This is a genomic window from Kribbella sp. NPDC026596 (assembly GCF_040638415.1).
GTDB lineage: Bacteria > Actinomycetota > Actinomycetes > Propionibacteriales > Kribbellaceae > Kribbella.
In genome coordinates, this window is sequence record NZ_JBEZYF010000111.1 from 1 (window position 1) to 18,015 (window position 18,015).

At 68.3% G+C, this 18,015-nt stretch carries 12 protein-coding genes and 2 pseudogenes; 6 read left to right on the forward strand and 8 right to left on the reverse strand.

Going from position 1 to position 18,015, the window contains the following annotated elements:
• The first annotated feature begins 136 nt into the window (after positions 1–136).
• A complete protein-coding gene (locus tag AB0E63_RS44345) occupies positions 137–3,421 on the forward strand; it encodes a S8 family serine peptidase (RefSeq protein ID WP_360380319.1) in 3,285 nt (1,094 codons plus the stop codon).
• Between the two features lie 41 nt (positions 3,422–3,462).
• On the opposite strand, the gene AB0E63_RS44350 is transcribed toward AB0E63_RS44345, so the two are convergent.
• On the reverse strand, positions 3,463–4,419 hold the full coding sequence (locus AB0E63_RS44350; protein WP_360380321.1) for a calcium/sodium antiporter: 957 nt from the start codon (positions 4,417–4,419) through the stop codon (positions 3,463–3,465).
• Between the two features lie 54 nt (positions 4,420–4,473).
• Entirely contained in the window at positions 4,474–5,109 is a 636-nt protein-coding gene (locus tag AB0E63_RS44355; protein WP_360380323.1) for a helix-turn-helix domain-containing protein, read from the reverse strand.
• Between the two features lie 86 nt (positions 5,110–5,195).
• On the opposite strand from AB0E63_RS44355, the gene AB0E63_RS44360 reads away from it, so the two are divergent.
• Positions 5,196–6,662 (forward strand): MFS transporter, encoded by a 1,467-nt coding sequence (locus tag AB0E63_RS44360; protein WP_360380326.1) that lies wholly within the window; start codon positions 5,196–5,198, stop codon positions 6,660–6,662.
• Positions 6,663–6,681: 19 nt separating this feature from the next.
• Here AB0E63_RS44360 and AB0E63_RS44365 read toward each other — a convergent pair whose 3' ends face one another.
• From AB0E63_RS44365 to AB0E63_RS44380, 4 genes are all read right to left on the reverse strand, one after another.
• A complete protein-coding gene (locus AB0E63_RS44365; protein ID WP_360380329.1) occupies positions 6,682–6,864 on the reverse strand; it encodes a hypothetical protein in 183 nt (60 codons plus the stop codon).
• A 149-nt stretch (positions 6,865–7,013) separates the two neighbouring features.
• Positions 7,014–7,568: a hypothetical protein gene (locus tag AB0E63_RS44370; RefSeq protein ID WP_360380332.1), complete on the reverse strand. Its 555-nt coding sequence runs from the start codon at positions 7,566–7,568 to the stop codon at positions 7,014–7,016.
• 102 nt (positions 7,569–7,670) lie between these two features.
• Positions 7,671–7,892, reverse strand: a complete 222-nt coding sequence (locus AB0E63_RS44375) for a hypothetical protein (RefSeq protein WP_360380334.1) — start codon at positions 7,890–7,892, stop codon at positions 7,671–7,673.
• A 187-nt stretch (positions 7,893–8,079) separates the two neighbouring features.
• Positions 8,080–12,300, reverse strand: a complete 4,221-nt coding sequence (locus AB0E63_RS44380) for a BTAD domain-containing putative transcriptional regulator (RefSeq protein ID WP_360380336.1) — start codon at positions 12,298–12,300, stop codon at positions 8,080–8,082.
• Positions 12,301–12,470: 170 nt separating this feature from the next.
• Between AB0E63_RS44380 and AB0E63_RS44385 the strand changes: the two genes are divergently transcribed.
• The 4 genes and pseudogenes from AB0E63_RS44385 (at position 12,471) to AB0E63_RS44400 (ending at position 16,435) form a co-directional block, all read left to right on the forward strand.
• Positions 12,471–12,797: a hypothetical protein gene (locus AB0E63_RS44385; protein WP_360380339.1), complete on the forward strand. Its 327-nt coding sequence runs from the start codon at positions 12,471–12,473 to the stop codon at positions 12,795–12,797.
• Between the two features lie 709 nt (positions 12,798–13,506).
• Positions 13,507–13,728: pseudogene (locus AB0E63_RS44390) on the forward strand (alpha/beta hydrolase); the annotation flags it as partial.
• A gap of 88 nt (positions 13,729–13,816) precedes the next feature.
• Positions 13,817–14,923, forward strand: coding sequence for an amidase family protein (locus AB0E63_RS44395; protein WP_360380346.1), 1,107 nt, complete (start codon positions 13,817–13,819; stop codon positions 14,921–14,923).
• Positions 14,924–14,950: 27 nt separating this feature from the next.
• Positions 14,951–16,435 (forward strand): amidase family protein, encoded by a 1,485-nt coding sequence (locus tag AB0E63_RS44400; RefSeq protein WP_360380341.1) that lies wholly within the window; start codon positions 14,951–14,953, stop codon positions 16,433–16,435.
• Between the two features lie 210 nt (positions 16,436–16,645).
• Here the strand turns inward: AB0E63_RS44400 and AB0E63_RS44405 are convergent, their stop codons facing one another.
• A complete protein-coding gene (locus AB0E63_RS44405; protein ID WP_360380343.1) occupies positions 16,646–17,464 on the reverse strand; it encodes an LLM class flavin-dependent oxidoreductase in 819 nt (272 codons plus the stop codon).
• Between the two features lie 187 nt (positions 17,465–17,651).
• Positions 17,652–18,015, reverse strand: a pseudogene (locus tag AB0E63_RS44410) (DinB family protein); the annotation flags it as partial.

Here is an 18,015-nt window from a genome sequence, read left to right on the forward strand (position 1 = left end):
CCCACGTCCGCCGGCGGTCCGCCGTGCCTTCCCGGCGCGAGGGTACGGCGAAGCAGTTTGGGGCCAGGGTCTTGCGCTCGTGGGGGTGACAAGGTCCACTGCTGGCAGCTCATCGGGCCAGGGGAGGACCGCCACCATGTCTCTGTCAACGATGCCTGCGTACCGCCGGAAGGCGCGGCTTGCGGCCGTGTTCGCCGCGGTGCTCGGGTTGGCAACCGCCACCGTCACCACAGTTCCAGGGGCCGCGGCACAACCGGGGGGAACCGGCAGTGCCGCCGCCACCGCAACCGATCCACATCCGAAATCGGACCAGGACCTCGGCGATGCCGACCGGGCCAGACTCGCCGCGGCAGAGGCCGCGGGCAAGAAGACGGTGACGCTGCTGGTCGCGGCTGAACGCGACCGCTTGTCGACCGCCGCGGACCAACTCCGCGCTCTCGGCGGGGTCGTGCTGAAGTCCGACGCGGCCGTCGATTACCTCAAGGTCGAGATGCCAATCGGGAAGGCCGAGCAAGCCGCCAAGGCGAGCGCGGTCGAGGCGGTCGACGTCGACGGCCTGTTCAAGATGGACGATCCGCAGCCGGACGGGACTCAGCTGCCGATCCCGCAGACGCCGCCCAGCGCGACCACGCCGCGCGTCAACCCGTACCTGCCGACCGGTGACACGCAGGCCGCGCAGTTCGCGCTGGCCAACCCGACGTGGGACGGTCGCGGCACCAAGATCGCGATCCTGGACTCCGGCATCGATCTCGACGTACCGGCTCTGAAGACCACGACGACGGGCCTGCCGAAGATCGTTGACTGGTACAACGCGAACTCCCCGACCTCGGGTGACGCGACGTGGATCAGTACGACCGGTCGATTCAACGGCACGTTCACGGCCGGCGGCCGGACCTGGACCGCACCGGCGACCGGTGGTCCGTACGCCCTCGGTCTGCTGCGTGAGGCGGCGGGCGAGCTGGCCCAAGGCGAGCTCGGCGGGGACGTCGACCGGGACGGCGTGACGGCCGAGGCGATCGGCGTACTGCAGGACCGCACGACGAAACGCGTGTACGTCGACACCGACCAGGACGGCGACTTCACCGACCAGACCTCGATGATCGACTTCAAGGTCAACCGCGACACAGGTCACCTTGGCACCGACAACCCGGCGACGGCCGTCAACGAGAGCGTGCCGTTCGTCGTGGTGACCGATCGATCGGTGTACAACCCGGACTCGGATGCGGGCTCGGTGGTCAACCTGGGCATCGCCGGTGCGCAGCACGGCACCCACGTTGCCGGTATCACCGCGGCCAACGGACTGTTCGGCGGCAAGATGAGCGGTGCTGCTCCGGGTGCGCAACTGATGGCGGTCAAGGTCTGCCTGACCACCACCTCCTGCACCAGCAGCGGCCTGATCGACGGTGTGCTGTACGCCGCGCACAATGGCGCCGACGTCGTGAACATCTCGATCGGCGGGCTGCCGGGGCTCAACGACGGCAACAACGCCCGGGCGGAGCTCTACAACCGGACGATCGACGAGTTCAACATGCAGATCTTCCTCTCGGCCGGCAACAGCGGCGCCGGGGCGAACTCCGTCGGCGATCCGGCGGTGGCCACCAACTCGATCGCGGTCGGGTCGTACATCACCAAGGCGACCTGGCTCGCGAACTACGGCTCGGATCCCTTGAACAACAAGGGTTTGCACCCGTTCTCGTCGCGTGGCCCGCGGGAGGACGGCGGCTTCAAGCCGGACGTCATCGCGCCGGGTTCGGCGATCTCCACCACGCCGCTCTGGCAGCCCGGTGGTCCGGTGGCCGGCACGTACACGCTGCCACCCGGCTACTCGATGCTGAACGGCACCTCGATGGCTGCCCCGGAGACCACTGGCGCGGGCGCGTTGCTGGTCAGTGCCTACAAGGCGACCTTCGGGACTCGTCCGACCGCAGCCGCCCTGCGGAGCGCGATCCGGTCGAGTGCGGCGTACCAAAGTCAGCTCGGCGCCTACGAGCAGGGCGCGGGTCTGGTCCAGGTGACGGCCGCCTGGAAGGAGCTTCGTGCTGGGCAGCGGCCCAATGCGATCACCGCGTCCGTTCCGGTGAAGACGGTGCTCAGCGGTCAGCTGGCGACGCCGAACGTCGGTGTCGGCATCCACGACCGTGAGGGCGTCACCCGTGGGGTCAAGTACGTTCGCACGTACACGCTGACCCGGACGACAGGGCGCAACCTGCCGATGCCGCACCTGGTGCGGTGGGTGGGCAACGACGGCACCTTCACGTCGCTACCCGTGGTCTTCCTGCCGTTGAACCAGCCGGTCTCGTTCGCCGTGCAGATCAATCCGTCCAGTACGGGCGCACACTCGGCGGTCCTGCAACTCGACGACCCGACCACACCGGGCGTCGACCTGATGACCATGAACTCGGTGTTCGTGCCGACCGACCTGACGGCGGCCAACTCGTACACGTTCCAAGCCAGCGGCAAGGTCGGGCGGGACGCGACTCGTAGCTACTTCGTCCGGGTGCCGGTCGGCGCAAGCGCGCTCAAGGTCGACCTGACCGGCGGCGGCACTCAGGCCGGCGCGGGACAGATCCGCTTCCTGCGGTACAGCCCGCAGGGCCTGCCGGTGGACAGCAACGCGAGTACGAGTTGCTACGACCCGGATGCGGGCGCCGGCTGCGCCGGTGGATCGCCGCACAGTCGTACGGTCGTGAACCCCGAGCCGGGTGTCTGGGAGCTCGTCGTCGAGGCACGCCGTACGTCGGACGTCAAGGAGGCGCCGTTCGGCCTGTCCGCGACCGTCCTCGGTACGACGATCTCGCCGAACCCGGACGTGGTGTCGTCCGTGGCGCTTGGGGTGCCGGTCGTCCGTAACTACACGGTCTCCAACCAGCTCGCCGGATTCACCGGCCGGCTTGTTGGTGGCGGTGCCTTGGCCAGCACACAGACCCAGCGTCCGACGATCGGCCACCTGGCAACGCAGACGTTCGACGTCACCGTGCCGGCGGGCGTCACGTCGTACACGATCCGTACCGGGAACGCGTCGGATCCACAGGCGGACATCGACCTGCTCGTCTACCGATGCGCGCCGGCGTGCGTCCTGGTCGGCGCCAGCGGCGGCGCGACAGCCGTTGAGCAGGTCACGCTGGCCAACCCGGTTGCGGCCCTCTACCGGATCGAGGTAGACGGCTTCAACGTGCCGAGCGGCAGTACGGCGTACGACCTGGTCGACTCCTACGTCTCGCCGGCGCTCGGCAGTCTGGTGAGCCCAGACACCAACGCCAATCACCCGTCCGGCTCGTCGTGGTCAACCACCGCGACCCTGACCGTCAACGCCGACCCCGGCGCCGGCCGCACCATTACCGGCACCCTCACGGTCCAAACCGACACCAACGCCACCATCGGCACCGGCTCAGTCATCGTCAACTCTGTCACCGGTCCCTAACCCGTGAGCCGTCGGCGGACGCACCCGCGCCCGCCGACGGCTCAGGCACGGGAGATGAGGAGCCAGGCGAGGTAGGCGACGTACGCGGCGACGAACACGCCGCCTTCGATTCGGGTGATTCGGCGGCCTGACATGAAGACCGGTATGCAGGCGACTGCGGCGCCGACCATGAGGAGGAGGTCGCCGCCGAGGATCTCGTCGGGGACCTCGACGGCGCCGGGTGCTACGAGGATGGTGACTCCGAGGATGATGGCGATGTTGTAGACGCTGGAGCCGAGGAGGTTGCCTAGGGCAATGTCGCGGTTGCCTCGGAGCGTGGAGACGATCGTGGTGACCAGTTCGGGGGCCGACGTACCGATCGCGATGATGGTCAGTCCGATGATGACGTCGCTGACTCCGAACGCTCTTGCGGCATCGACGGCGCCGTCGACGAGCAGTGTCGCGCCGATCACGATGACTGCGATGCCTACCAGGAGGCTCACCACATGCAGCCACGGTCGCGCCCTCGTCACGTCGTCGCTCGCCTGGTACTCGGCCTGGACGGCGGGCGTTTCCTGTCGGCTGGTGCGCAGTACCGCCAGCGTGTAGCCGATTCCGAGAAGAACGAGCAGGACACCGTCCAGGGTGCCGAGGGTGCCGTCGAGCGCGACGAGCAGTAGGACCAGCGACGCTGCGGTCATGCAGGGCAGGTCGAACCGCACTGTGCGGGTGTCGAGGGTGAGTGGGGCGATCAAGGCGCTCAGGCCGAGGATCAGAAGTATGTTGACCAGGTTCGTGCCCACGATGTTGCCGACGGCCAGGCCGGCCCTGCCCTGTCGCGCGGCGTCGATGCCGATGGCCAGCTCCGGCATGCTGGTGCCGAGCGACACCACCGTCACCCCGACGACGATCGGCGCGATCCCCAGTCGCAGGGCCAGCCCTGTCCCGCCGCGAACCAGCAGCTCGGCTCCACCCAGGAGGCCGATGAGACCGCCGACGATCAGCAGAGCGCTCGACATCAACCCACCGTCTCACGCCCCCGAAAGCGGGCCAAGCACCTGCCGGTCCGCTGGTCAGGCCCGCCAGCGGTCGGTCAGTTCGTCATTGCTGGGTGGCGGTCCCGGGAGCTCCGAACCGCCACCCGGTCGTTCCCCGGACCGATGCATCGCCTCCAGCATCAGGGTGAGGTACCGATGCCGGAGCTGGTTCGTCCGAGCCTCGTCGCCGAGCTTGATCGACGTGATCTGCTCCAGGATCACCGCGAAGTCCTCGACCACGATCCCCGGCCGGAGGTACTCCTTCGTCCGCGCGTAGATGGCCTGGTTCAGCTCAGCCGCCCGGGCGGCGTCCTGCCAGAGGTCGGGCGTCGGGGTGAACGTTCCCGCCAGCCGCTGGGTCAGTGAGTTGGTGTCGGCGTCGACCAGGGCGTGCAGGAACGCTCCGAACGCAACCCACGGCTCGCGGTCGTCGGCCAGAGCCTTCTCCGACTCCTCGATGTAGCGGCCCAGCCCATCGCTGCAGAGTTTGCGGAGCAACTCCTCCTTGCTCGCGTACCGCCGATAGAGCGCGCTGATACCGACACCGGCGCGCTCCGCCACGGCGGCGATCGGGGCACCGGGATCGGCGATGAACACCGCCCTGGCCGCGGCCAGGATCACTTCGTCGTTGCGGGCCGCCTGCGCCTGCCGGCCACTGAGAGCTCTCGTCATGTCACCAAGATACCACTTGAACGGAATGCTCCGTTCCGCTAGAGTTGGAACAGAACACTTCGTTCCGTTTGGATCTGGAGCCGATGATGACCGCAGTCGCAGAACTCCCCGGTAGCTCCGCTCTCGAGCTGGCCCCGCGTCGCTCCCGCAGCCGCTGGTTCGCCTTCTCCGCGGTCATCACCGCGTCGGTGATGGATCTGCTCGACTCGACCGTGATGAACGTCGCCGCGCCCGCCATCCGCGCCGACCTCGGCGGCTCCTACGCGAGCCTTCAGTGGATGGCCGCCGGGTACACGATGGCCCTGGCCGTCCTGCTCCTCGTCGGCGGCCGCCTCGGCGACCTGCTCGGCCGGAAGCACGCGCTGCTGATCGGCGTCGGCGGATTCACCGTGACCTCGTTCCTGTGCGGCCTGGCGGTGTCGTCGGAGATGCTGATCGCCGCGCGCGTCGCTCAGGGCGCGTTCGCCGCGATCATGTTGCCGCAGGGCTTCGGACTGGCCCGGGACCTGTTCGAGCCGGTCGAGCGAGCCAAGGCGTTCGGGTTCTTCGGCCCGGTGATGGGTCTGTCGGCGGTGATCGGCCCGATCGTCGGCGGCACGCTGCTCGACGCGGATCTGCTGGGGATCGGCTGGCGGGCGATCTTCCTGGTGAACATCCCGGTCGGCATCTTCACCTTCGTCGTCGCGGCCAAGTACCTGCCGAACATCCAGCCCACCGGCCGCCGGATCTCGCTGGACATTCCCGGCCTGCTGATCGCCGGCGCCGGCCTGGTCGCCCTGGTCTATCCGCTGGTGCAGGGTCACGAGATCGGCTGGCCGCTGTGGTCGAAGGCGCTACTGGTCGCCTCGGTGCCGATGCTCGCCGGGTTCGGCGTCTACCAGTCCCGCCGGCAGCGCATCGGCGCTCTGATCGAGCCTCGGCTGCTGCGGAGCCGCTCATACCTGTCCGGCGTGTTCTTCGCGGTGGTCTTCTTCGGTGCGATGGCCGGCACGTTCGTCCTGGGCATGTTCCTCCAGGTCGGCCTCGGCTACACCCCGATCCACGCGAGCCTGGCGATGGCACCGTGGGCCTTCGGGGCGTTGATCGGCTCGGCGGTCTCCGGGATCACGATGCAGAAGTACGGTCGCAAGCTGCTGCACATCGGCCTCGCGCTGATGGCGATCGGCCTCATCGGTCTGTACGTCGTACTGACGCTGGCCGGCCTCAACGTCGGGCACTGGGATCTCGCGGTCCCCAACCTGATCGGCGGAGCCGGTATGGGGATGGTGTTCGTCCCGCTGTTCGACATCATCCTGGGCGGCGTCCGGGACGAGGAGGTCGGCTCGGCCACGGGCCTGCTGGGCTCGCTCGAGCAGGTGGGTATCGCGCTCGGTATCGCGGTGATCGGTTCCATCTTCATGGGCAAGGTCGCCCACGCCGAGCCCTCCACCCGCGCCCTGGCCGCGCTCGACGGCACCCAGGCCGCGCTCCTCGCAACCGTCGGCGGGATCCTGCTCGCGTTCGCGGTCGGCTTCCTGCTCCCCAAGACGGCCCGAGCCGGCGCCTCGCACTGATCCCCATCGGCTTGGTGGTTCAGCGTGGCTCGGCGAACTGCCGGAGGGACTGCCTCATCGCGACACGATCCGGATAGCCATGCTGAGCACCAACTGTGTAGATGTAGTGCCGGTCGCTTTTGGTCACCGCGGCGACGTACCAAACGGGACTGCCCGCGGCCAGCATCGCCACTATCGTTCGGTGTTCGGGTGTCGTGCACATGCTGGCCCTCCTCAGTTCGGTGTTGGCTCTGACAGTGATTCGGAACAGATGAACTGCTGGACTGCGCAGTTGTTGAGCCAGATTCGTACTGGCGTCTGGACCTGTGTGAGCCGGTCCGCGGCCCGGCTCACACAAGTGCTCTTCCATGCTCAGAAGCACGCCTCGGCGTAGTAGCACGGCGGCTCATACCACGGGTCGGGCGGGGGCGGGTCGACGAAGAAGATGCGGAAATGCGCCTGGTTCTGGATGAACCGCCCCGAGTTGCCCGTGAGGTAGTTCGCTCGGACCGTCCAGACCTCTCCTGCAACGGTGTGCCTGGCAAGGCCGACCGTCGTCTCGTTCGCGACGCAGTTGCCTCCGGCTACTCGGCCATTGAAGACGAACGACCCGCTCACGTTGCTCTCGACGGTCCATGCCGGCGAGGTGTACGAACGAAGGCCATTGCCACCGACCCGGAACGAAGTCCAGTCGCCGGTGAACATCTGGTAGTCGTCAGTGCCACCGTCGACAGGCTGATCCTCGGTCCGCACGCTCGTCGGGTACACCGACGTCAGGTAGACGTGCCCGTTGGTTCGACACCCCGTCGCCTGGGCGGACTCCGCACCAACGACCGAGACCGCCGCCACCGGGACCAACACGGCCGCCGCGGCGGCAAGCCGTCTCACCGACCGCCGCCAGCGGCCGGATGTACGCGTTTGTTGCATGGCTGTTTCCTTCCCCAACAGATGCAGATCGGTCGACCGGTCGATCGAATGGACACTCGACCTTCGACACCACCGATCCCGCAGATGGCCGGCGTACCCCGGTCAGGGGCAGGTCTTCTCGTACGGCCGATCGCCGAAGGCCTGACTCCACTCGTCCGCACTGAGATTCCGCCCGGCCATCGCACACGCGTGAGCGATCGTGCGATCGATGCGCGTGTCCCACCGATAGACCTTCCCGTCGTACGCCGCGATCCGTACGACGTCGTTGCCGTCGACGAAGCTGGGGATCGCGGCGACCGGCTTCCCTGAGCCGGCGACGCTCACGGTGCCGAGCAGGTCCAGGGTGCGCGGCCTCGGCGTCGCCCTCGTGGTAAGCCGCCGCCACCCTCAACCAGCGTGATCGCCTGCGACCCGGGGTTCGGACCAGTGGGTCCAGCCCCGGGTGGCCAGCTCAGACCGGGCTACGTCGCAGGCGTGGTTTGCCACTGGGCGGGTGTGATCTCGGTTGGGGTCAGGGGCAGGTTCTTTGATAGGGGAGGTTGGGGAAGGACTGGGTCCATTCGGTGGAGGTCAGGTCGCGGCCGGCCATGGCGCAGGCCCAGGCGAGGGAATGGCCGGTGCTGATGTCCCACCGGTAGGTCTTGCCGTCGTACGCCGGAATCGTGAGAACGTCACTGCCTTGCGTGAAGATCGGCGCAACGGGGATCGGGTTCCCTTCGGTCGCGGTGGTGATGGTGGACTGGCTCTCCAAGGTGTGCGGGTCCCAGATCGTGACAGTGCCGTCCGCTGCTCCGGAGACGAGGCGGGTGCCGTCCGGGGAGAAGCGGATGGTCACGCCCTCGGCCTTCTGGGCGATCGTCGGGGCGGGCTTGACAGCACCGGATCGGGGGTCGATGGTGACGACACCTTCGGTCCCGGTGACTGCTATCAGTCGACCGTCAGGTGAGTAGGCAACTGCGTTGACCCAGGTCGGCAGCTTGCCCTGGTGGACGATCTTGCTGGTGGCGACCTCGATGATGCGCCACGACATCGTGGCGCCACTGATGCCCTCCTCGAAGAGCACGGCGGTCTTGCCGTCCGGGGACGATGCTGTGCAGCAGTCTGCGGTGAAGCCGTTCAAAGCCCCCGACGGCGTCAAGTCAGCGTCGAAGAAGATGCTGCCCTGGACAGTGCCGCCGACGATGCGGTTGCCGTCGCCGAAGTACAGGGCCGACCCCACGTCCCTGCGATGTTTCTTCACAATCTTGCCGGTCCGGGCGTCGACCATCACGATCAACTCGGTGTCGTTGACGAGCAGGCGCTCTCCGTTCGGGCGCCAGGATGCCGGTGGGTTCGACTGCTGCCCGAGTTCGAGGTCGAGGCGGGTCGGCGGCGTCATCCGGCCGGTGGCCGCATCGGCGATGCTCAGCCAGGAGGTGCCGGCCTCGTTCCAGAGGTAGGCGGTTCGCTGTCCGTTGCCTGAGGCAAGAACGTGGAGGTACCGGCGCGGCGGGGCGGCCCGAGTCCAGGGAAGGTACCGCCGCTGCCCGCCGAGATCGTAAGCACGGACGATACCCTGGTCGCCGGCCGCATACAGCGTCCGCGTGTCCGGGCTGAACGCGACCGCCCAGGACACCTCCACGGTGCGCAAGCGTTGCAGTGCACGGCCGGTGGCCAGCTCCCAGATGACGACCTCACCACCGTAGTGAGCCGTGGCCAGCAGTTTGCCGTCTGCCGAGAAATCGGCGGCGCGCGGTGGATCCGCGGAACTGCGCAAGTTCCTGACGGTCTTCCCGGTGCGCGCATCGACGATCGTCGTCATGGTTCGGTCAGTCCGGACCGGGCCGGGATGCAGGAAGGCGAGCAGGTCGCCGCTGTCGGAGACCTCGACGATCGGAAGACCGATGCTGGGAGCGACAGGGGCCTCGCCGACAAGGTCGGACCGCTGCCACTGCTCCCGGCCGGTGGCCACGTCGAACGCGGTGAGCGGCCAGGACCGGTACACCGTCCGGCCGTCAGGACTGAGCGCCGCCCGCTGCGCCGCCCACGACAGGTCGACCCGTCGTGGTGGCTGATCGAGCGCGTCGAGGTTCCATACCAGGGCGAACGCCAGCGCGATCTCCGCCTCTACGCCTTCCTTCTGAGCGCCGAGCGCGAGGGAGCGGCCGTCTTTGCTGAACACCAGGCTGTTCAGCCGCGGTACGTCGGGCGGCGGGACGACGGGCTGCTGCTTCACCGGCTTGAGAGTGCCGGCGTCCAGCAACCGGACCGGCCACGCCGGGTCGACCATGTTGCCATAGTTGTCGTTGGCAATCGCGGCGATCAGGCGCCCGTCGGGACTGAAGCGGGGCCGGGTGAAGACGACCGCATCCTCCGCGACCGGTGCGAAGGTGTACGAGTTGAGCACCTTTCCTGACTGCGCGTCGTACAGGTGGAAAGTCGCCTTGTCGTCGCCGGAGACGATCCGGGTACCGTCGGGTGAGACATCGATGTTCTCGGTCCGGCCGAAGGGCGCGCGGATGGAGCGGAGCAGGGTTGGGTGTTTGTTGATGGCGGCAACCAGGTTGGCTCGCGTGGCCGGGGCGTCGTCGAGGCGGACGCCCTGGGCGGCGAGGAGGAGGGACTGGCTGATGTCCTCGGTGACCAGTGCGCGGGCGCCGACCTGGCGGGCCAGTTCGCGGTTGGCGGCCAGCTCGGCTCGGTCGGCTTGACGTACGGCGACCAAGCCGGCGATGAGTGCGCCGACCAGCAGGACGGCCGCGGTGGCAAGGGCGGCGCGGAGGCGGCGGTTGACTCGCAGCTGCAAGCGGGCACGGGTTTCGGCCGCACGGAGCTCGGTCTCGGACAATCGTTTGCTTGCGGCAAGGAAGTCTTCCTCGGTCGCGGTCAGCGTGGGCGTCGTGCGTTCTCGCCAGTCGAGCGCCTTGGCGAGGCGGACGCCGCGGTAGAGCTCGCTCTCGGGCCGGTCGAGGTTGTTCCACGAGTCGGCGGCGACCGCGAGGTGGTGCAGGATCCGCTGGCCCTCGAGGTCGTCCTCGAGCCAGCCGCGGAGCCGGGGCCAGGCACGGACCAGTGACTCGTGCGCGATCTCGACGACACCCGCGTCGCTGGTGAGCAGCCTCGACGCCACGAGAAGGTCGATCATCGTGTTGTCCTCGGGACGAGTCACGACGAGCCGGCGCGGAAGGCGGCTGCGGATCGGTTCCCCCTCCGGGCCAGGTGCGACCAGGCGCAGCAACAGGTCGTGCAGGATCGCGCGCTGCTCCGGCGAGATCCGTTCGTGGACCTCTTCGGCGGACTGTGCGACCGCACTTCGGATACCGCCCGAGGCGTTGTAGCCCGCGACCGTGAGGGTACGGCCCTCGCGGCGTTGCCAGGTCTCGCGCAGGGCATGCGACATCAACGGCAGCGCTCCCGGTTGGTCGGCGACCTCATTGACCAGCAGATCGACCAACCCCGGTTCGACGACCAGCGAAGACAGCCGGGCGGGTTCCTCGATCGCTGCCCGTAGATCCTCCCGCGTCATGCCCGACAGCAGGTAAAGACCGCGCTCGACCGTTCGCGCGAAGGCCGGATGGGCGGAAACGTCAGCGAGCCGATCGGCGCGGATCGACATCACGAGCGGCGCTTGGTGGGCATTCAACGCATCCAGGAAAGTCTCACGCTCGGCAGCGTCCTGGCACAGCGAGAACACCTCCTCGAACTGATCCACGAGCAGCACCGGCGCCGTCGTACCAGGCATCGCAGCCGCCAGCGCGGCGACCGGATGCGGACCCGGAGTCATCACCACGACCTGCTTGCCGTCCCGGCGCAACGCTGCCGCCACCCCGGCCCGGACCAGCGAGGACTTGCCACACCCGGACGGTCCGGCGACCGCCAGTACCGAGGCATCCGTCAGCTTGCGCAGGCAGGCCGCGATGTCGGAATCGCGACCGAAGAAGCTGTCCGCGTCATCGACGTCGTACGGCTTCAGGCCCGGGTACGGGCACACCGGGCTCGGTTCCGGCAGGGCACTTTCCGCGACCAGAGACGGGTCCTGGCGCAGGATCGCCTGCTCCAACGCGTCGACATCCTCGTTCGGGTCGAGGCCGAGGTCGCGATTCAGCACGGTCCGCAGGCGCTGGATCGTCCGCAACGCCTCGCCCTGACGACCCGCCTGGTACTGCGCCGTCGCGAGCAGGACCCAGCGACGTTCGCGCAGCGGAGCCTCCGTCACAAGGGACTGCGCCTTGGCCAGAACCTTGTCGTGCTGGCCCGACCGCAGCGCCGACTCGACGTACAACTCATCGGCGGTATGCCGTAGCTCGATCAGTCGCGAAGCCTCGATCCGGGCCGGTGCCCAGCCCTCCAGCTCCGTCAGCGGCCGGCCGCGCCACAGCGTGAGTGCATCCGCGAGTACCACGGCCGATCGCTCAGGTTCGCCGGCCGCCAGCAGCTCACGAGCCCGTACCACCGCGCGATCGAATCGCTGCGCGTCGATCTCATCGAGCGGAACGACGAGCCGGTACCCCAGCGGCAACGTTTCGATCGCATGCGTGCCGAGAACCTTACGAAGCCGGACCACACAGCCCTGCACGATTTTCTGCCAGGACGGCGGCAGTCGCTCGCCGCCCCACAACACGTCGGCGAGCTGCTCTGCACTGACGACCTCCCCAGGGTTCACCGCCAGCGCTGCGACCACGACCCGGTCACGTCGCCCGAGAGCCTTCTGATCCCCCTCGATCGTGAGCGGGCCCAGTACATCGATGCCCACTCCTCGACTGTCGACCTCCCGCAGCAGGTCGTCAACGGCCGAGTTACCGCCGTGATACCGCGCTCAGGCGTCGCGATACCACCTTGCGCGACAACAGGAACACCGAGCGACCGGCGTACCCGGACCGCAGCGAGCGGCCCCGCCGGACTCGAGGACAGGGAGACCGAATCATGAAGCACCGCATCACGGCGATCGCAGTCATCCCCTTCGCCTTCACTTTCGCCTTCGCAACCGTCGGACCGGCGACGGCGAGTCCGGGCGATCCCCAGCCGACGCAGCAAGTTACACCGTGGCCGGACGAGGGGTCCGGCTATCCCGGGTACGCCGACCCGCCGGCGCCACTGGCACCAGTCGAACCGGTCAATCAAGGGACTGCACTCGACACCACCTCGATCGCCCTCGGCGCACTCGGTGGCATCGCCCTCGGCGGAGCCGCGCTCGGCATCGCCCTCGGCGTACAGCGACACCGCGACCACTCGGCGCCGCACCCGACCTGAACTCGTACGCCGCGACCACCTGAAAGGAGGAATCATGAACCGCAAGTGCCGGGCCATCGCAGGATCCGCGCTCGCGCTGGGCGCTGCCACGCTGACCACTACCGAAGCGTCGGCACAACTAGCCCCGGAGCCAGGGTCCGGGTCCGGGTCCATAACAATGCCGGACTGCCACTGGGCCTACCACCCTGCCTGCAAGGAGCCCCCGCTGCCGGTGCCCCCCCGCGGAGGCGGCGCTCGACCCGGGTCCGTCGGACGCCGGCGGGGCCGGGGCCCGGCAGGCGGGCGCATCCGCACTCGGCACCGCCGGCCTCGCATTCGCCGCCATGTGGCTGTACCACCGCCGCCATGCACCGGACATCTAGACGAGTCGTCGTACCCTGTGCGCCCAGCAGGTACGACGCTACGTTCGCCACCAGCCCTGACGAGGTCTATCGGATCGGCGAACTGGATTGGATCGCCGCCGACACCACCACTCGGTCTGCCGCTACAGCCGGTCCGGGCGGTTGTGTCGGACCCCGGTGCGACGATGAGGTCATGAGCTTCCCCATCCAGGGCAGTGTGACCACGCCCGTGCTCGAGATCGGCTACGAGGCGGCCGGCGAGCCGAGCGCGGACGGCGTTCCGGTGATCCTCCTGCACGGCTTCCCCTACGACGTACGCGCGTACGACGAGGTGGCAGGCGGCGATGGGCCAGAACCTGCTGGACTTCATGGACGCGTTGGAGATCGATCGGGCCGTCGTCGCGGGCTACGACTGGGGCGGCCGGGCCGCATGTATCGCCGCAGCCCTGTGGCCGGAGCGCCTCACGGGCCTGGTCACCTGCGGAGGCTTCGAACGCGGCCGACGCGGCCTGACCCGCAACCGCGATGAGCTGTGCGCCCTGCTCTGGCGCGACTGGTCGCCGACCTGGACCGCCTCCGCTGCCGCCTACCCCGACACCGCGCCCAGCCTGCACAACCCGGACTTCGTCGACGTGGTGATCCACTCCTACCGCCACCGTTACGGCCTGACCGAAGGCGATCCGCGCTACCACGCTCGGCGAGCTCGCCGGCGGAGACGCCCACGGTTCGCTGTTCGGCTCGACCAAGAACGTGTACGACCTCGAGCGCACCCCCGGCGGTTCGTCCGGCGGGTCCGGTGCATCCCTCAGCGCCAACCTCGGAGCCGTGGCCATCGGTCAGGAAGGGCTCGCCTCGATCCGCCGGCCGTCTGCCTGGAGCAGCATCGTCGGCATCCGGCCGACGCTCGGTCTTGTGAGCCGGACGGGTGCCTACGGATGCTGGCCGAGCAAGTCCGGCTCCCTCGGCCCGATGGCTCGCACGGTCGAGGATGCGGCCCGCCTCCTCGACGTCATCGTCGGCTATGACCCCGAGGACCCCTCGACGGCCCACGGGGTCGGGAAGCTCTCCACCTCTTTCGTCGAGGCGCTCGACCCAGAGGCGCTGCGGGGTGCTCGCATCGGCATCATCCGCGAGACGATCGGCCTCGGCTCGGACCCGGCCGCCGATGACTTCGCGAAGGTCCGGACCGTGTTCGGCGGGGCCGTCGCCGAGCTCGCCGCAGCCGGCGCCGAAATCGTCGACCCGGTCCAGATCAAGGACCTGCACGCTCTGCTGGCCAAGCGCTCGTTCGACTCGGGCAAGGAGGCTTTCGAGAACTGGATGGGGCGTAACGCGAACCCGCCGTACAAGTCCTTCGAGGAGTTCGTGTCCCAGCCCCAGTTCAAGAAGGCCATGTGGCTGCGCGGCGGCGGGCGTCCGTCGCCCTGGACCGCGTCGTACGAGGAGTACCTCGAGGCGCGCCAGGAGCTGATGACCAACCTGCTCGTGCTCATGGCCGACGAGGACCTCGACGCGATCGTGCACGTGACCGTCGAGCACACTCCGACCCTCATCGAGGAGGGGATCAACCCGCCGTACCACAACATGAAGGGCGCGCCCCACCTCAACACCTTCCTCTACGAGGTGCCGTCGCTGACCGTCCCGGCCGGCTTCACCGACGACGTGCTCCCCGTCGGCATCACGTTCCTGGGCCGTCCGTACAGCGACCTCGACATGATCCGGTTCGGCTACGCCTACGAGCAGGCGACCAAGCACCGCGTGGCCCCGACCACGACGCCGGCCTGACGACACATCAACCTGGGAGACGATGACGTGACAAGCGACTTCACGCCGTTCGAGGCGACGATCGCCGACATCCACTCGGCGTACGCGGCAGGCACGCTGACGTGCTCCGGGCTTGTCGGCTACTACCTCGACCGCATCGAGGCGTACGACAAGTCCGGTCCGCAGATCAACGCCATCACGACGGTCTCGCCGAGCGTCCGGGAGGAGGCGGCCGCGCTCGACAAGGCGTACGCCGAGTCGGGACCGGTCGGCCCACTGCACGGTGTGCCGGTGCTGATGAAGGACCAGGTGGACACGGTCGGCATGCCGACGACGCTCGGCTCGACGTTGTTCAAGGACTTCTACCCCGACAACGACGGCGTCCTGACGACGAAGCTGAAGGACGCCGGTGCGCTGATCATCGCGAAGACGACCCTGGGCGAGTTCGCCGCAGGCGACACCCACGGGTCGCTCTTCGGGTCCACACGAAACCCCTACGACCCCGAGCGAACGGTCGGCGGGTCGTCGGGCGGTTCGGGGGCGTCGGTCAACGCGAACTTCGGCCTGGTCGCCATCGGGCAGGAGGAGTTCGCGTCGATCCGGCGGCCCGCCGCGTGGAACGGCGTCGTCGGGATGCGTCCGACCCTCGGGCTGGTCAGCCGTTCCGGGGCCTACCGGCCGTGGCCGTCCAGGAACGGCTCGCTCGGCCCGATGACGCGCACGGTCGAGGACGCGGCGCGCGTGCTGGACGCAGTCGCCGGCTACGACCCCGAGGACCCGTCGACGGCCGCCGGAGTCGGTCAGCTCACCGGCAGCTGGGTCGGGGCCCTCGACCCCGGCGCTCTCCACGGTGCACGGATCGGCATCATCCGCGAGAGCATCGGCGGCGGGTCGGAGCCGGGCACGGTCGACTTCGAGAACGTCGCGACGGTCTTCAGCAAGGCCGTGGCCGAGCTCGCTGAGGCCGGGGCCGAGATCGTCGACCCGATCGTCGTCCCGGATCTCAAGGAGCTGCTTGCCAAGCGCTGGCAGGACGCGGGGGCGACATCCTTCGAGAACTGGATGGGGCGCAACGCGAACCCGCCGTTCACGCGCTACGAGGACTTCGCGGAGACGGACGAGTTCAAGGAAGCCAACTTCCGCCGGGACCGTGGCCGCCCCCGCAACCGCACCGCCTCCAAGGGCGAGTACGAGCTGGCTCGGCAGGAGCTCATGACCAACCTTCTGGTGGTCATGGCCGACGAGGACCTCGATGCGATCGTGCACGTGACAGTGGAGCACACGGCGACGTTCATCCGTGACTTCGTCAACCCGCCGCACGTCAACACGAAAGGCGTACCGCACCTCAACACGTTCCTGATCGAGGTACCGTCGATCACCGTTCCGGCAGGCTACTCACCCGAGGGGCAGCCCGTGGGCATCACGTTCCTCGGCCGCCCGTTCAGCGACCGGGAGATGGTGTCGCTCGCCTACTCGTACGAGCAGGCGACGAAGCATCGCGTTCCGCCGGCATTCACGCCGGACACCGTCTGAAAGGGACATGGACTGCTACCGCAGCTCCGTGGCGGACGTATGGTACGACGGCCGTTTCGTCGGCAGGTCGGGAGGAGTGATGTGCTCCTGACCTGCGTTGTGCCGAATAGGGCGGGCGGGACACGAACCCGCGACCCAGGGATTATGAGTCCGACGTCCGTTGCCACACCGGTCGATTGTCGCCGAGTTGACCTGCGAGGCGTGCGCCGCCTACTGTCCGGCCAGCTTGGTCACGACCGGCGCGAGTGTGTCGGCAAAGTCGGCGCCGATGACGAAATAGGAGAGGCCGATCTCCTCGCGTCGGCGTTGGATTTCCTCGGTGGCTGCCGCGGGGTCACTCGGAAGGATGACGAGCGAGTCGGCCGCGCGGAGCGCTGCGGTGTCGAGGTTGGGCGGCGCCATGAACGGAGCGACGCCGTCACCGACGGCGGCGACGTGCTGGGCGAGTTCGATGTCCCGGCGGCCGGCAAAGTCGCGTACCCGGTTGGTGGTTTCGACCCGATCGTCTTCGGGTGAGAGTACGAACGTGACTGCGTCAGCGACTTCGAGCGCCAGCGCCTGCGACTTCGGTCCGCTTACCGCCATGACCACCGGCGTGTGCAGATCGGGGCCGTCGAACCTACGCAGTGCCTCCACGGTCTCGCGCATTCTGGCACGACGCTCAGCTGGGGAGACGGCAGCCAGCCCCAGCTCGACTTCGATCCCGGGTCGGCCGGCGCCGATGCCCATTTCGAAGCGGCCTTCTGTGAGTACTGAGAGTGAGTGAGCCTCCCATGCTGTGCTCCATGGTTCGCGCAGCGCGGCGGCATAGACCCACGAGCCGATCCGCAGGTCAGCGAGCGCTGCCGCGGTGGCCAGCGTGGGCCCAAGTGCTGGTTGCCACGTAGGCACGTCGGGCATCAGCAACGTTGAGTAACCCCTGTCGGCGATGCGACGCACGCGGTCTCGCCACGCCGGCAGGTCAGAACTGAGCGGGGCAACGACCCCGAAGCGGAATGGTCTGGTTGTGCGCTTGGCCTGGTCGAGCATCGTGGGTCTCCTGAGTCTGAGGGCCTTGTTCGATCCTGTTGTCCTATCCACGAACCGGCCACCCAGAATTCGACAACGCCGCACTCGACACCGGGAACGTCCACGCCGGACAGGTCGCCGATCAGTGCTTGTCGAGCTAGCAGCACGCATTGCGGCTGGAAACCACTTCCCGCCGGTCAACGCCAGTTCAGGCACCGGCCTCGAGTACGGCGAGGTCGCGCACCGCATAACGGTGGTGCTCGGCCTCTTCCTTCAGCACCACCTTGAGGCAGCGGCGTACGACGTACGCCTGGTCGGGATACGGGTCCGCCGGCTTGCGACCGCAGACCCGATCGAGCTCGGCCTCGGTGAGCCCGTCGACGACACGCCGCAGCGTGGCCATGCGGGCGAGCCGCGGCACGAGCACGTCGTCAAGCGTCGGGGTGGCTTCGAGGGTGAGCCCGAGTTTCGCCGACTCGTCGGGCGGCATCCCGCCGTACGGGAAGCCCAACGGGTGGTACGGCGCTTCCTCCTCGAGCACGGCATTGCCGAGCCAGGCATCGCCGGCGAGT

Coding starts and splice junctions, on each gene's coding strand:
- AB0E63_RS44370 (WP_360380332.1), bottom strand. CDS start 7,568: ATGCAACAAACGCGTACATCCGGCCGCTGGCGGCGGTCGGTGAGACGG.
- AB0E63_RS44360 (WP_360380326.1), top strand. CDS start 5,196: ATGACCGCAGTCGCAGAACTCCCCGGTAGCTCCGCTCTCGAGCTGGCC.
- AB0E63_RS44385 (WP_360380339.1), top strand. CDS start 12,471: ATGAAGCACCGCATCACGGCGATCGCAGTCATCCCCTTCGCCTTCACT.
- AB0E63_RS44355 (WP_360380323.1), bottom strand. CDS start 5,109: ATGACGAGAGCTCTCAGTGGCCGGCAGGCGCAGGCGGCCCGCAACGAC.
- AB0E63_RS44405 (WP_360380343.1), bottom strand. CDS start 17,464: ATGCTCGACCAGGCCAAGCGCACAACCAGACCATTCCGCTTCGGGGTC.
- AB0E63_RS44350 (WP_360380321.1), bottom strand. CDS start 4,419: ATGTCGAGCGCTCTGCTGATCGTCGGCGGTCTCATCGGCCTCCTGGGT.
- AB0E63_RS44345 (WP_360380319.1), top strand. CDS start 137: ATGTCTCTGTCAACGATGCCTGCGTACCGCCGGAAGGCGCGGCTTGCG.
- AB0E63_RS44365 (WP_360380329.1), bottom strand. CDS start 6,864: ATGTGCACGACACCCGAACACCGAACGATAGTGGCGATGCTGGCCGCG.